Origin of the sequence: Klebsiella sp. CN_Kp075, from assembly GCF_040065055.2 — a bacterium.
In the GTDB taxonomy this organism is placed as follows: Bacteria; Pseudomonadota; Gammaproteobacteria; order Enterobacterales; family Enterobacteriaceae; genus Klebsiella; species Klebsiella aerogenes.
Genome location: NZ_CM198050.1, coordinates 367,450 through 382,112, shown reverse-complemented (window position 1 = coordinate 382,112; position 14,663 = coordinate 367,450). Strand labels below are relative to the sequence as shown.

General features: G+C 58.3%; 15 protein-coding genes. 6 read left to right on the top strand and 9 right to left on the bottom strand.

The annotated features are described in order from the left end of the window. Window positions 1–57: 57 nt before the first annotated feature. Genes ABLV78_RS01750 through ABLV78_RS01720 form a run of 7 tightly spaced genes read right to left on the bottom strand, consistent with a single transcriptional unit; the run spans window position 58 to window position 6,183 of the window. Entirely contained in the window at window positions 58–1,281 is a 1,224-nt protein-coding gene (locus ABLV78_RS01750) for a sugar MFS transporter (RefSeq protein ID WP_047047982.1), read from the bottom strand. A 31-nt stretch (window positions 1,282–1,312) separates the two neighbouring features. Next, window positions 1,313–1,669 (bottom strand): L-rhamnose mutarotase, encoded by a 357-nt coding sequence (locus ABLV78_RS01745; RefSeq protein ID WP_047047979.1) that lies wholly within the window; start codon window positions 1,667–1,669, stop codon window positions 1,313–1,315. After that, window positions 1,666–2,442 (bottom strand): L-fucose dehydrogenase, encoded by a 777-nt coding sequence (locus ABLV78_RS01740; RefSeq protein ID WP_047047976.1) that lies wholly within the window; start codon window positions 2,440–2,442, stop codon window positions 1,666–1,668. Before ABLV78_RS01740 ends, ABLV78_RS01745 begins: the two co-directional genes overlap by 4 nt. Continuing rightward, entirely contained in the window at window positions 2,426–3,277 is an 852-nt protein-coding gene (locus tag ABLV78_RS01735; RefSeq protein WP_047047973.1) for an amidohydrolase family protein, read from the bottom strand. Before ABLV78_RS01735 ends, ABLV78_RS01740 begins: the two co-directional genes overlap by 17 nt. Continuing rightward, window positions 3,264–4,559 carry an L-fuconate dehydratase gene (locus ABLV78_RS01730; protein WP_047047970.1) on the bottom strand — a complete coding sequence of 432 codons (1,296 nt, stop codon included), beginning with the start codon at window positions 4,557–4,559 and terminating at the stop codon, window positions 3,264–3,266. Before ABLV78_RS01730 ends, ABLV78_RS01735 begins: the two co-directional genes overlap by 14 nt. Next, window positions 4,556–5,407, bottom strand: coding sequence for a fumarylacetoacetate hydrolase family protein (locus ABLV78_RS01725; RefSeq protein WP_047047967.1), 852 nt, complete (start codon window positions 5,405–5,407; stop codon window positions 4,556–4,558). Before ABLV78_RS01725 ends, ABLV78_RS01730 begins: the two co-directional genes overlap by 4 nt. A 35-nt stretch (window positions 5,408–5,442) precedes the next feature. Then, window positions 5,443–6,183: an SDR family oxidoreductase gene (locus ABLV78_RS01720; protein WP_015703673.1), complete on the bottom strand. Its 741-nt coding sequence runs from the start codon at window positions 6,181–6,183 to the stop codon at window positions 5,443–5,445. A gap of 234 nt (window positions 6,184–6,417) precedes the next feature. On the opposite strand from ABLV78_RS01720, the gene ABLV78_RS01715 reads away from it, so the two are divergent. From ABLV78_RS01715 to feoC, 6 genes are all read left to right on the top strand, one after another. Then, window positions 6,418–7,176, top strand: a complete 759-nt coding sequence (locus tag ABLV78_RS01715) for a FadR/GntR family transcriptional regulator (RefSeq protein WP_047047964.1) — start codon at window positions 6,418–6,420, stop codon at window positions 7,174–7,176. Between the two features lie 85 nt (window positions 7,177–7,261). Further along, complete coding sequence (gene greB / locus ABLV78_RS01710; RefSeq protein ID WP_015703675.1) at window positions 7,262–7,735, top strand: transcription elongation factor GreB; 474 nt, start codon at window positions 7,262–7,264, stop codon at window positions 7,733–7,735. A 99-nt stretch (window positions 7,736–7,834) separates the two neighbouring features. Continuing rightward, window positions 7,835–10,165 (top strand): Tex family protein, encoded by a 2,331-nt coding sequence (locus ABLV78_RS01705; RefSeq protein WP_015703676.1) that lies wholly within the window; start codon window positions 7,835–7,837, stop codon window positions 10,163–10,165. Window positions 10,166–10,553: 388 nt separating this feature from the next. Next, window positions 10,554–10,781 (top strand): ferrous iron transporter A, encoded by a 228-nt coding sequence (gene feoA / locus ABLV78_RS01700; protein WP_015703677.1) that lies wholly within the window; start codon window positions 10,554–10,556, stop codon window positions 10,779–10,781. A 29-nt stretch (window positions 10,782–10,810) separates the two neighbouring features. After that, window positions 10,811–13,129: a Fe(2+) transporter permease subunit FeoB gene (feoB, locus tag ABLV78_RS01695; RefSeq protein WP_088389903.1), complete on the top strand. Its 2,319-nt coding sequence runs from the start codon at window positions 10,811–10,813 to the stop codon at window positions 13,127–13,129. Between the two features lie 12 nt (window positions 13,130–13,141). Beyond that, a complete protein-coding gene (gene feoC, locus ABLV78_RS01690) occupies window positions 13,142–13,378 on the top strand; it encodes a [Fe-S]-dependent transcriptional repressor FeoC (protein WP_047047957.1) in 237 nt (78 codons plus the stop codon). A gap of 99 nt (window positions 13,379–13,477) precedes the next feature. Here the strand turns inward: feoC and ABLV78_RS01685 are convergent, their stop codons facing one another. Further along, a complete protein-coding gene (locus tag ABLV78_RS01685; protein ID WP_015369359.1) occupies window positions 13,478–13,747 on the bottom strand; it encodes a YdgH/BhsA/McbA-like domain containing protein in 270 nt (89 codons plus the stop codon). Between the two features lie 112 nt (window positions 13,748–13,859). Continuing rightward, a complete protein-coding gene (gene bioH / locus ABLV78_RS01680; RefSeq protein WP_047047954.1) occupies window positions 13,860–14,642 on the bottom strand; it encodes a pimeloyl-ACP methyl ester esterase BioH in 783 nt (260 codons plus the stop codon). Between the last annotated feature and the right edge of the window lie 21 nt (window positions 14,643–14,663).

Genomic DNA, 14,663 nt, shown 5'->3' with positions numbered 1-14,663 from the left:
GCGACAAAAAAGAAAAAGGCGGAGGGTCTCCTCCGCCTTTTTAGCTAATTTTGCCGCTTACGCGCGTCGTTGGCTCATGCCGTACCACAGCACCACCAGGAAGCATAGCAGCGGCAACCCATAGGCCAACGCGGTACTGTAGCGGTCGGCCAGCGCCCCCATGAAGTAAGGCATAATCGCCCCGCCGACGATGGCCATAATCATAAACGAGCTGGCGCGTTTGGTATGGCTGCCCATATTTTTAACGCCCAGCGCGAAAATGGTCGGGAACATAATCGACATAAAAAAGAAGACCGCAATCAGCGCCACCACCGACACGCCATCAATGCTCATCATCACCAGACCACAGAGCACGATATTGACCAGCGAGTAAACCATCAGCAGCGTCGCCGCCTGCACCCGCCCCATCAGCCAGGTACTAAAGAAACGACCGACCATAAAGCTAATCATCGCAATCGACAGCAGATAGGAAGCGTGCTGGTTTGTCACGCCATGCCAGTGCTCGGTCGCATAGTTGATAAAGAACGCCCCCACGCCGACCTGCGCGGCAACGTAAAAGAACTGGGCGATGACCCCGCCGGTAAAGTGGCGATGCTGCCACAGCCCTTGTGCCGCTTCTTGCTGACAGCCCTCCTCTTCGCGAATATCCGGCATCGGCGTGCGGCGGAACAGCAGCGCGATGGCCAGCACCAGCACGGCGATAGCGACATAGGTGATTTTTACCGAGCTCTGATCGCCGGTATCGCTCTGAGTGGCTGAAAAGAACAGCGTGCCGCCGATCAGCGGGCCAATAAACTGCCCCAGTCCGTTAAACGACTGCGCCAGATTCAACCGCCGCTCGGCGCCTTTACTATCGCCAAGTACCGTCGCATAAGGGTTCGCCGCGGTCTCAAGGCAGCCTAATCCACAGGCAATCACAAACAGCGCGAAGAGGAATAGCGCAAAGCTATTCACGCTCGCCGCCGGCACAAACAGCAGCGCGCCAAGCGCATACAGGCACAAACCGACCAGGATCCCCGCTTTATAACCGCGTTTATCCATAAAATAGCCGGCGGGCAGCGCCACCAGGAAGTAGGCGCCAAAATAGGCCGCCTGCAGTAAACCGGACTGCGCTTTGGTGACGTGCAGGGTCTCCTGAAAGTGTTTATTGAGAACATCGAGCAGGCCGTAAGAGAGCCCCCACATAAAGAACAGGCTGGTGACCAGCATAAATGCCCAGCGCAGATTAGGGGTCGCCCCGGCGCGGGCCGCCAGCGGCTCCGCCGTTTTATTCACTAGCATGGTGAGATCCTCAGTAGAGTACAGAGTTGTTTTATTGATCCTGCAAAGAGAATATGCGCTCCATCGACACCCATTTTTCGCCTGCCGGCGTCCAGGGGGTGGGAACCTGGTATTGCCACATCAGCGCTTCCCAGCGCTGAATGACCGGGTGGTTCAGGCTGTGCTGAGCAAAGCGTTCGCCATCGAAATCCCCGGCGACCTCCATCACCATAAACAGCCGCGTGCCAAGCCGGTAAATCTCCATATCCAGCACGCCATGGGCGCGCAGGTGCCCGGCGACTTCCGGCCAAATACGTTCATGCAGACGCTGGTATTCGGCGATTTTCTCCGCCGAATCGACTAAATCCAGCGCCTGACACAGCCGCCGCCGCGCGGCGATGGCGTTCATGACAGCGCCCTGTCGAGATGCAAATATCCGCCGTCCACCGATAGCCACTGCCCGGTAGTGTGCGACGCGCGCGAGGAGATAAGAAACACCACGGTGTTGGCGATTTCTTCCGGCGTGGTCATGCGTTTGCCCAGCGGAATGCGTTGGTTAATCGCCGCCATCTGCCGCTGCGGATCGGGGAAGGTATTTATCCAGCGCTGGTACTGCGGCGTCAGCACTTCCGCCGGAACCACCGCGTTGACGCGCACGCCGCTCTCGCGCAGCGATACCGCCCATTCACGGGTTAATGCCAGCACCGCCCCTTTCGCCGCGGTATAGCCGCTGGTGCCGCCCTGGCCGCTGAGCGCGGTTTTCGAGGCGATATTGACGATAGCGCCCCGCGCCGCCTCTAACGCTTCGCGGCACAGGTGAGCCATCTGGTAGTAGTGGATCAGGTTTTTCTCAAGCGATCCGAGAAACGCCTCACGCCCGGCCTCGAGCCCTACGCCATCGTTCACTCCGGCGTTATTCACCAGCGCATCAATGCGGCCAAATCGCGCCAGCACCTGACCTACCGCCCCGGCACATTCGGCCTCCTGGCACAGGTCGGCGATAATGAGCTCACTTTGCGGCGCGATTTGCTTCAACCTATCCATAAACCCCTGCTCTGGCAGGGCGTTAGTGACGATGACCGGCACCGCCCCCTCTTCCGCCAGCAGTTGCGTCACGGCCGCGCCGATCCCCGAGCCGCCGCCGGTGACGATAACCACTTTGTCTTTAAGAAATAGATCCACGCTTCGCCTCCGTTAAACCATAAACCCGACAGGCAGTGCCGCCCCAAATAGCTGACCGCTGCGTTTCCGTCAGCGGAGCCAGCGCCGTTTCGCACAGCTGGTAAACCTGGCGGTACTCCGCCGCCAGCAGGCATACCGGCCAGTCGGAACCAAACATCAGCCGCTGTGGGCCAAACAGCTCCAGCGCGGCGTCGAAGAAAGGCAGTAGCTGTTCCTCAGTCCAGCATCCGCGCCCAGCTTCGGTCACCAGGCCGGAAAGTTTGCCCACCACATGCGGTAATGCGGCCAGCGGCCGCGCCTGTTCGGCCCAGTGGGCCGCGCCGCGCGCGATATCCGGCTTGCCGAAATGATCGAGCACCAGCCAGTGGTCATCGTGGCGGGCGGCAAAGCGTGCCGCCGCCGCGAGATGACGATGGGTAACCAACAGATCCCAGCTATAGCCCTGGCGCTGCAACTGCTGCATTCCTCGCGAGACCGCCTCGCACTCAAGCCACGCTGCCGGGTCGGCTTCATCCTGCACCTGATGGCGCAATCCGCACAGCTGGCCGCGCCACTGCGTCAGCTTGTCTTCGAGATCCGCGGCGGTAATATCCAGCCAGCCCACCACGCCGCGTACGCCTACTGCTTGAGAAATCTGCGCCACCAGCCAGGCGGTTTCGTTTTCGTCATGACGCGCCTGCACTACCACCGCGCCATCGAGCTGGTGCTGCGCCAGCAGCGGCTGGAGCTGCGGGGGGTAAAAATCCCGGCGCAGTTGCGGCATGTCGTCATCAATCCACGGGTAATCCTGTGGCTGATAGCGCCAGTAGTGGTGGTGGGCGTCAATGCGCAACATGCGCTTCTCCACGGTAGCGGTACTGCTCGATAGAAGCCTGATGCATTTCAATCGAGTAGCCCGGCGCCTGCGGTGGCATATAAGCTGCGCCGCGGATTTCGCAAGGGTGCAGGAAGTGCTCGTGCAGATGGTCGACAAACTCAATCACCCGCCCTTCATGGGTACCGGCGATGCACAGGTAGTCAATCATCGACAGGTGCTGGACGTATTCGCACAGTCCGACGCCGCCGGCGTGCGGGCAAACCGGTAGGTTGTACTTCGCCGCCATCAGCATCACCGCCAGCACTTCGTTGACGCCGCCTAACCGGCAGGCATCGATCTGCACCACGTCAATCGCGCCGCGCATAATGAACTGTTTGAACATAATCCGGTTCTGGCACATCTCGCCGGTGGCGACCTTCACCGCGCCGATGTTCTCGCGGATCTTGCGGTGACCTTCGATATCATCCGGGCTGGTCGGCTCTTCGATAAACCACGGGTTGGCGAAGGCCAGCGCTTTGACCCACGGAATCGCGGCATCCACTTCCCATACCTGGTTGGCGTCAATCATCAGTTTCCGCTCGGGGCCAATCACTTCCCGGGCAATGCGCACGCGGCGGATATCGTCTTCAATGTCGCGCCCGACCTTCAGCTTGATATGCGAGAAACCGGCGTCCACCGCTTGCTGACAAAGGCGACGCAGTTTTTCATCACCGTAACCCAGCCAGCCCGCTGAGGTGGTGTAACACGGATAACCCTGCGCCTGTAGCTGTTCGAGACGCTGGGCTTTGCCCTCCTCACGGCTTTCCAGCAGGCGCAGCGCCTCCTCCGGGGTAATGCAGTCAGTGATGTAGCGAAAATCGATACAGCGCACCAGCTCGGCCGGGCTCATATCGGCGACCAGTCGCCAGACCGGTTTGCCTTCGGCCCTCGCCCACAGATCCCACACCGCATTGACCACCGCGCCGGTCGCCAGGTGAATCGCGCCTTTGTCCGGGCCAATCCAGCGCAGCTGGCTATCGCTGGTAAAGCGCCGCCAGAAGGAGCCCATATCGTCGGCGATCGTCTCGAGTTGCTCGCCGACGATTAAATGCTCCAGCGCCTGAATCGCCGCGCAGCAAATTTCGTTGCCGCGGCCAATGGTGAAGGTCAGCCCGTGACCGGTGAGCTTAGGATTGTCGGTTTCGAGGATCACGTAGGCGGCGGAGTAATCCGGATCGGGATTCATCGCATCGGAGCCGTCCAACTGCTGCGAAGTGGGGAAGCGAATATCCTCTACCCGCAGGGCGGTAATTTGCGTCATTGTTTGTCCTCCACGGTCAGCTGCTGCTGTTCGCCCAACCCTTCAATGCCCAAACGAATAGTCTGGCCGGCGCGTAGATAAACCGGCTGCGGTTTCTGGCCCATCCCCACCCCCGGCGGCGTGCCGGTGGAGATGACATCGCCCGGCTGCAGGCTCATAAAGCGGCTCAGGTAGCTGATGATATAGGGCACTTTGAAAATCATGGTGCGGGTGTTGCCGTCCTGATAGCGCTTGCCATCGACCTCCAGCCACAGGTTGAGGGAGTTGGGGTCGGGGATTTCATCGGCGGTCACCAGCCAGGGGCCGGTCGGCCCGAACGTGTCGCAGCCTTTGCCCTTATCCCAGGTGCCGCCGCGCTCGATTTGATACTCGCGCTCGGAGACGTCATTAATCACGCAGTAGCCAGCAACGTGCTGCATGGCGTCGCGCTCGTCGATATAGCGCCCGCCTTTGCCAATCACCACCCCTAATTCGACTTCCCAGTCGGTCTTTTGCGAACCGCGCGGGATAATCACGTTGTCGTTAGGCCCGACCACCGCGCTGGTCCACTTGCTGAATACCACCGGTTCCTGTGGAATGTCGGCGCCGGTCTCTGCGGCGTGATCGGCATAGTTCAGGCCGATGCAGATAAACTTACCGATACCGCCGACGCAGGCGCCAATACGCGGATTGCCTTCAACCAACGGCAGGCTGTAGAGATCCAGCTGGCGCAGACGCGCCAGACTCTCCGGCAGCAGCGCGTCGCCGCGCAGATCGTTAATATATTGCGACAGGTCGCGCAGGCGGTCGTCGTTATCGAGTACGCCCGGACGCTCGCTGCCGGGATTGCCAAAACGAAGTAATTTCATGCGTTTTCCTGATAGTGAAATAAAGCGCCGTACGGTTAGTTGCTCCAGCCGCCGTCAATAATCTGTACCGTACCGGTGGTGTAGGCGCTGGCGTCGGAAGCCAGATACAGCGCCAGCTGGGCGATCTCTTCCGGCTTGCCGATGCGGCCAATAGGCTGGCGGGCGACAAACGCCTCATAAACTGCCTCTTCGCTCAACCCTTGTTCACGCGCCTGCTCGGCAATACGTCCGCGCAGCGAAGGTGAATCGACGGTGCCCGGACAAATCGCATTACAACGAATGCCCTGGGTGACGAAATCCGCCGCCACCGAGCGGGTCAGGCCAATGACCGCCGCTTTACTGGCGCTGTAGGCGAAGCGGTTTGGTACCCCTTTCACGCTGGAAGCCACCGATGACATGTTGATAATCGAGCCGCCACCGCGGGCGATCATCGCCGGCAAAAAGGCGCGAATCGTGTGGAACATGGCGGTGACATTCAGATCGAGAGCGAACTGCCACTCCCGCTCGCTACATTCAAGAATGCTGCCGCTATGCACCACCCCGGCGCAGTTGAACAAGACATCCAGCGGGCCCAGCGTTTCCGCAGCGGCGGCAATAGCGTCGGCGCGGGTGACATCCAGCTGCAGCGGCTGCACGCCGGGGATATCGCTCAATCCGGCAATGTTGATATCGCTGGCAATCACTTCCGCGCCAGCGGCGGCAAATAGCCGCGCGCAGCTATTGCCAATCCCCTGCCCTGCGGCGGTAATCAGAACGCGTTTTCCGGTTAGTTCCATTTCTCTCCCCTGGTCTAAAGGACTAATGGTCAGGCCATTGGTGGTAGTCAAAGGCCTGACCTTTCGCATGACAAGTCAGGCATAACCCGCTATCGTGAAGCTTAGATGTTGCAAAAACGGCCACAAACGGCACATTGGTTAACCAATTAATTACACTCGACTAACAAACACTCAAGTGTGCTGGCCAATATTTGTGCGCTTTATCACTGTCTATCGCATGAGCAAAGGTGAAACATGCCGATTACCAGACTGGAAAACCCAAGGATTTACAGACAGATAGCAGACCAACTCAAGCGATTAATTGAGAACAACGAATTTCCGCCCGGCAGTCGTCTCCCGTCTGAGCGAGATTTAGCCCAGCAGTTGAACGTCAGCCGCGCATCGGTACGTGAAGCGCTGATTGCGCTGGAGGTGATTGGCCTGGTGGACGTGCGCGTCGGCAACGGGGTAATCGTCAAATCGCAGACGCCGCTCGCCGCCACCAAAGAACCGGTGATGGCGCAGGCCGGTCGCGACCAGTGGACGGAGATCGACGACGAACTCAACATAGACCTTGATTTTAACGCCGAACTCCCGCCCTTTTCTCTGCTGCAGGCGCGCCTGTTAATCGAACCGGAAACCGCCGCGCTGGCGGCGCGCCACGCCAGCGCCGAAGAGCTGGCCGCTATCCGCGAGGCCTTTGAGCAAAACTGTCGCGATAACCGTGCCGGTTCAACCACCCATCCCGGCGACCGCCTGTTCCATATCCGTATCGCTCAGGCCAGCGGCAACCCGGCGTACGCGTTTATCATCGGCCACCTGCTCGGCCACCGCTACGGCAGTATGTTCCGCATGCTGCAGCGCCATTACACCCCGGACGATATGCCACATCGCTCGGAACAGGAGCATCGCGCGATCCTTGAAGCCATTGAGGCTCACGACGTACGTGCGGCAAAAAAAGCAATGAAAAATCATATTGATCAGGTGATTACCATTTTTACCCGCAGCCAGTAGCCGCGATTTCTGCGCCTGGCGCTTTACCTTGCCGAAACGGCTGGTTAAGGTACGGCGGGACGAGATTATTTTGGATGAACCACAGATGAAAACGCCGCTGATCACCCGTGAAGGGTATGAAAAACTGAAGCAAGAGATGGATTACTTGTGGCGTACAGAGCGCCCGGAAGTCACCAAGAAAGTGACCTGGGCGGCGAGTCTTGGCGACCGCAGCGAAAACGCCGATTATCAGTACAATAAAAAGCGCCTGCGCGAAATCGACCGCCGGGTGCGTTATCTCACCAAGTGTCTGGAAAATCTCAAAATCGTCGATTATTCCCCGCAGCAGGAAGGTAAAGTCTTCTTCGGCGCGTGGGTGGAAATCGAGAACGACGATGGTGATACCAAGCGCTTTCGCATTGTCGGCTACGATGAAATCTTCGGCCGCAAAGACTATATCTCTATCGATTCGCCAATGGCGCGCGCTTTACTGAAGAAAGAGGTGGGCGACCTGGCTATCGTTAACACCCCGGCGGGCGAAGCCAGCTGGTACGTCAATGAAATTGAATACGTGAAATAGCGCCGGAACATTCCGAGAGAACCCGGTCGCGGCTGGCATTTTAGCCTGGCAGCCCGTATAACTATCCCCTGATTTTGACCCTAATGATGAATAAAACCGATGATGAATGATTCGCTCTGCCGCATTATTGCGGGTGAACTTCAGGCCAGAGCCGAACAGGTAGAAGCTGCCGTTCGCCTGCTTGATGAAGGGAACACCGTGCCGTTTATTGCACGTTATCGTAAGGAAGTCACCGGCGGTCTGGATGACACGCAGCTGCGTAATCTGGAAACTCGCCTCGGGTATCTGCGCGAACTGGAAGACCGCCGCCAGGCGATCCTCAAATCGATCGGCGAACAGGGCAAGCTCAGCGAAGCGCTGGAAAAAGCCATCAACGCCACCCTCAGCAAAACCGAGCTCGAAGATCTCTACCTGCCGTACAAACCTAAACGCCGCACCCGCGGGCAAATCGCCATTGAAGCCGGTCTCGAACCGCTGGCCGATCTGCTGTGGAATGAGCCTTCCCACGATCCGGAAACCGAAGCGGCAAACTATATCGATGCCGATAAAGGCGTGGCGGATAGCAAAGCTGCTCTCGACGGCGCGCGCTATATCCTGATGGAACGCTTCGCGGAAGACGCCGCCCTGCTGGCGAAAGTACGTGATTATCTGTGGAAAAACGCCCATCTGGTGGCCAGCGTCGTCAGCGGCAAGGAAGAAGAAGGCGCTAAATTCCGCGATTACTTCGACCACCATGAACCGATCGCTTCCGTGCCGTCGCACCGCGCGCTGGCGATGTTCCGCGGGCGCAATGAGGGCGTGCTGCAGCTGTCGCTCAACGCCGACCCGCAGTTTGACGAGCCGCCGAAAGAGAGCCACTGCGAGCAGATCATTATCGATCATCTCGGCCTGCGCCTGAACAACGCCCCGGCGGACAGCTGGCGCAAAGGCGTCGTCAGCTGGACCTGGCGCATCAAGGTGCTGATGCACCTCGAAACCGAATTAATGGGCACCGTGCGCGAACGCGCGGAAGACGAAGCGATTAACGTATTCGCCCGTAACCTCCATGACCTGCTGATGGCCGCGCCTGCCGGCCTGCGCGCCACCATGGGCCTCGATCCGGGCCTGCGTACCGGCGTCAAAGTGGCGGTAGTCGACGGCACCGGCAAACTGGTGGCCACCGATACCATCTACCCGCATACCGGCCAGGCGGCTAAAGCCGCCGTCGTGGTGGCGGCGCTGTGCGAGAAACATAACGTTGAGCTGGTGGCTATCGGCAACGGTACCGCTTCCCGCGAGACCGAGCGTTTCTTCCTCGACGTGCAAAAACAGTTCCCGAAAGTGACCGCCCAGAAGGTAATCGTCAGCGAAGCCGGCGCGTCGGTCTACTCGGCTTCCGAACTGGCGGCGCAGGAGTTCCCGGACCTCGATGTTTCCCTACGCGGCGCGGTCTCTATCGCCCGCCGTCTGCAGGATCCGCTGGCCGAGCTGGTGAAAATCGATCCGAAATCAATCGGCGTCGGTCAGTATCAGCATGACGTTAGCCAGACGCAGCTGGCGCGTAAGCTGGATGCGGTGGTGGAAGACTGCGTTAACGCCGTCGGCGTTGACCTTAACACCGCCTCGGTGGCGCTGTTGACCCGCGTCGCCGGCCTGACCCGCATGATGGCGCAGAATATCGTCGCCTGGCGCGACGAGAACGGCCAGTTCCATAACCGCCAGCAGTTGCTGAAGGTTAGCCGTCTGGGGCCAAAAGCCTTTGAACAGTGCGCCGGCTTCCTGCGTATTAACCACGGCGACAACCCGCTGGACGCCTCAACCGTTCACCCGGAAGCCTACCCGGTGGTCGAGCGTATTCTGGCCGCTACCCAGCAGGCGCTGAAAGATCTGATGGGCAACAGCAGCGAGCTGCGCAACCTGAAAGCCTCTGATTTTACCGATGATAAGTTCGGCGTGCCGACGGTATCCGATATCATCAAAGAGCTGGAAAAACCGGGCCGCGATCCGCGTCCTGAGTTTAAAACCGCCCAGTTCGCCGACGGCGTTGAGACGATGAACGACCTGCTGCCGGGGATGATTCTGGAAGGCGCGGTCACCAACGTCACCAACTTTGGCGCCTTCGTCGATATCGGCGTGCATCAGGATGGCCTGGTCCATATCTCTTCGCTGTCGAATAAGTTCGTTGAAGACCCGCATACGGTGGTCAAAGCGGGCGATATCGTCAAAGTGAAGGTGATGGAAGTCGACCTGCCGCGTAAACGCATCGCGTTAACGATGCGACTCGATGAACAGCCGGGCGACAGCAACGCGCGCCGCGGCGGCGGCAACGATCGCCCGCAGGGTAACCGCCCGGCGGCAAAAGCGGCGAAGCCGCGCGGTCGCGATGCTCAGCCAGCCGGCAACAGCGCGATGATGGATGCGCTGGCCGCCGCGATGGGCAAAAAACGCTAATCCTTCCCTGCCCCTCAATACGAGGGGCAATTTTCCGCTTTTTAATGCCTGAGCCTCGATTAATATATTCCAGTAACCTTTTAATAAGTTCGAAATTTATAAAGTTTCATTCTGTTAACCAATGAAACCTTTATTAAACATTAAGTGAATAAATTAATTTTTCCCTTATTTTTAGCTACAGCAACGTTCTTGCGTCATATCAAAAAATAAGCAAATTCCCCGGAAAACCGCATTTATTATCCATGTCATGTATTGATGATACAAACCATTCTCATTATCATCGTTATCAGTTAAGTTTTATTCTTCTTCGTTGGCTATAGTCCCCAGCGCCGCTTTAATAGCCGCGCCTGGAAATTCTCTTTTCGGTTAGCGATAACAAGTAGGCCCTATGCAATTCACTCCTGATAGTGCGTGGAAAATCACCGGTTTTTCCCGCGATATTAGCCCGGCTTATCGGCAGAAACTGCTCTCCCTGGGAATGTTGCCCGGCTCTTCGTTTCATGTCGTGCGCGTGGCGCCGTTGGGCGATCCTATTCATATTGAGACCCGGCGGGTGAGCCTGGTATTACGTAAAAAAGACCTCGCGTTAATTGAACTGGAAGCGGTTGCGCAATAACACCTGACCCAGCACTAAGAGTCTGAAAAATGAAAAAATTAACCGTTGGTTTAATTGGTAATCCTAATTCCGGCAAAACAACGTTATTCAATCAGCTAACCGGCGCGCGCCAGCGGGTGGGGAACTGGGCGGGGGTCACCGTTGAGCGCAAAGAAGGCGCCTTCGCCACCACCGACCACCAGGTCACCCTGGTCGACCTACCGGGAACCTATTCGCTGACCACCATCTCCTCGCAAACGTCGCTCGATGAACAGATTGCCTGTCACTATATTCTCAGCGGCGATGCCGATCTGCTGATTAACGTCATCGACGCCTCGAACCTGGAACGTAACCTCTATCTGACCCTGCAGCTGCTGGAGCTGGGTATTCCCTGCATCGTCGCGCTAAACATGCTCGATATTGCCGAAAAACAGCAAATCCGCATCGACGTCGACGCGCTGGCGGCCCGTCTCGGCTGCCCGGTTATCCCGCTGGTCTCCACCCGCGGCCGCGGCATCGAAGCGCTGAAAATGGCGCTTGACCGCCATGAACACAATCAGCCGCTGGAACTGGTGCACTATCCGCAATCCCTGCAGCGCGAAGCCGATATGCTGGCGCAGGCGATGCCTGATGATATGCCGCTGCGTCAACGCCGCTGGCTGGGGCTGCAGATGCTGGAAGGCGATATTTATAGCCGCGCCTTCGCCGGAAACGCCGCCGACAAACTCGATCTGGCGCTGGCCAACCTGAGCGGCGAGATGGACGATCCGGCGCTGTACATCGCCGATGCCCGCTATCAAAGCATTGCCGCGGTATGCGATGCCGTCAGTAACACCCTGACCGCCGAGCCGAGCCGCTTCACCACGGCAATGGATAAAATTATCCTTAACCGCTTCCTAGGTTTACCAATATTCCTGTTCGTGATGTACCTGATGTTCCTGCTGGCTATCAACATCGGCGGCGCCCTGCAGCCGATTTTCGACGCCGGTTCGGTGGCTATCTTCATTCACGGCATCCAGTGGCTGGGCTACACCCTGCACTTCCCGGACTGGCTGACCGTGTTCCTCGCGCAAGGGCTGGGCGGCGGTATCAATACCGTGCTGCCGCTGGTGCCGCAAATCGGCATGATGTACCTGTTCCTCTCTTTCCTTGAGGACTCCGGGTATATGGCGCGCGCGGCCTTCGTAATGGACCGCCTGATGCAGGCGTTAGGTTTGCCGGGGAAATCCTTCGTGCCGCTGATCGTTGGTTTCGGCTGTAACGTGCCTTCAGTAATGGGCGCCCGTACGCTGGATGCGCCGCGTGAACGGCTGATGACCATCATGATGGCGCCATTTATGTCCTGCGGCGCGCGACTGGCGATTTTTGCGGTCTTCGCCGCTGCCTTCTTCGGGCAGAACGGCGCGCTGGCGGTCTTCTCACTGTACGTACTGGGCATCGTGATGGCGATTCTTACCGGCCTGATGCTCAAATACACCATTATGCGCGGCGAAGCCTCGCCGTTCGTGATGGAGCTGCCGGTGTATCACGTACCGCACATCAAGAGCCTGGTTATCCAGACCTGGCAGCGCCTGAAAGGCTTCGTCCTGCGCGCCGGTAAGGTCATTGTGATTGTCAGTATTTTCCTCAGCGCGCTGAACAGCTTCTCGCTTAGCGGCAAAGTGGTCGATAACATCAACGACTCGGCGCTGGCTTCGGTTAGCCGAGTGATCACCCCAGTGTTTAAGCCGATTGGCGTGCACGAAGATAACTGGCAGGCAACCGTCGGCCTGTTTACCGGCGCGATGGCGAAAGAGGTGGTGGTCGGTACGTTGAACACCCTCTACACCGCGGAAGATATCCAGAATGAAGAGTTTAACCCACAGGAGTTTAGCCTTGGCGACGAGCTGTTGGCCGCCGTCGATGAAACCTGGCAGGGGCTGAAAGACACCTTTAGCCTGAGCGTGCTGGCGAACCCGATTGAAGCAAGCAAAGGCGATGGCGAAATGGAAACCGGCGCCATGGGCGTGATGGGCAGCAAATTCGGCAGCGCCGCCGCCGCGTACAGCTACCTGATTTTCGTCCTGCTCTATATTCCATGCATTTCCGTGATGGGGGCAATTGCCCGTGAATCCAGCCGCGGTTGGATGATGTTCTCGGTGCTGTGGGGGCTTAATATCGCCTACTCGCTATCGACGCTTTACTACCAGACCGTGAGCTTTAGCCAGCACCCGCGCTACAGCCTGGTGTGTATTCTGGCGGTGATTCTGTTTAACGTCGTGGTCTTTGGCCTGTTACGTCGGGCGCGGAGCCGGGTGGATGTTTCCCTGCTGGCGACGCGTAAAACCCCGACGTCCTGCTGCCAAAGTCCGGCCGGCGACTGCCACTAAGGAGCAATCATCATGGCATCGTTAATCGAAGTACGCGATATGCTGGCCCTGCAGGGGCGCATGGAAGCCGCACAGCTGAGCGCCCGCCTGCATACGCCGCGGCCGCTGATCGACGCCATGTTAAGCCGCCTGGAAGCGATGGGGAAAGCGGTCAGAAAGACCGAAGATGCCGATGGCTGCCTTTCCGGCAGCTGTAAAAGCTGCCCGGAGGGTAAAGCCTGCCTGCGGGAGTGGTGGTCTTTGCGCTGAATGGACATCCCGGATGGCGGCGCGTAGCGCCTTGTCCGGGCTATCTGCGGTGCGATTTGCTAGCCCTGCCAGGCACAGCGCTGGCAGGGAAAATCGGGCTTACTTATAAACGTCGGCGTTCGCGTGAACCGTCTTCTCGTTCTTCTCGCCGGCAATCACCACGAAGTACTTACCGCCCAACTCATCCGCCTTCTTCGACAGATCGCGCTTCGCGTCCATCGGCGACGTGGTACGGGAAGTCGTGATGCTGCCGACCTTGGTCAGATTCATCTTCGCGACTTCATCTTTCTGGATCTCTTTCGCCGCGAACGCGCCAAAAGAGAGGGAGCCTATCACCAGAGATGCAACAATACCTGTAACAAGTTTCATAGCCTTTACTCTCCATAAGGTTGTTATTGTTAGTTTGCGGCGGCAAAAACGAAATAATCAACCACCGCAACAACCTAAGTATTGCCCGATCCTGATGATTTACCACGCGGCGCTAAAAATAATTATTCAGCCGCTCTTTCAGCGCGATCAGCGGTTCGCAAAATGCCTGCGGATGCGAAATAAACGGCGCGTGGGCCGCCTTTTCGAAGACGATAGACTCACTTTGCGGCCACAGTTCATCCAACAGAGGAACGATTTTACGCGGCACCAGCCCATCCAGTCGGCCATAGAGACGCAAAAACGGCATGGTTAGCGCGGCGAGCGGTTGACGCAAATCGGCGGTTTTGAGGATTTCCAGCCCGCCGTTGAGAACCTCGGCAGGCGGCATCGGCAGCGACAGAACGGTGCTTTTCAGCGCCCGGGCGTCCTGGCGCGCGCTTTCGGTGCCCATGGTTTGTAGGGCAAGAAAACGCTCGACGGTACGCTGGAAATCTTCACTCAGCTGTTGCTGGAAGCCGCTCAGCACTTCCGGTTTAATCCCCGGCCACTGGTCGCGCGCGCCAAAACACGGCGAAGAAGCGACGGTCACCAGCGCCTGCACGCGTTGCGGGTGCTGCAGCGCCACCAGGCTCGCCACCAGCCCGCCCAGGCTCCAGCCAAGCCAGATGGCCTGCTCCGGCGCTTTTGCAACGACCTGCTGCGCCATCTCTTCAAGCGTTAAAGCGCCAAAACCACCGCTGCGGCCATAGCCCGGCAGATCCACCAGGTGCAGGGTAAAATGCGTAGCCAGTTCCGGCGTGATGCAATCCCACACGTTGGCATTCAGCCCCCATCCGTGCAGCAGCACAAGATGACAATTTCCTTCGCCCGTGGTTTGCCACCAGATGTCATTCATCAGTTACTGTTCTCTTTCCAT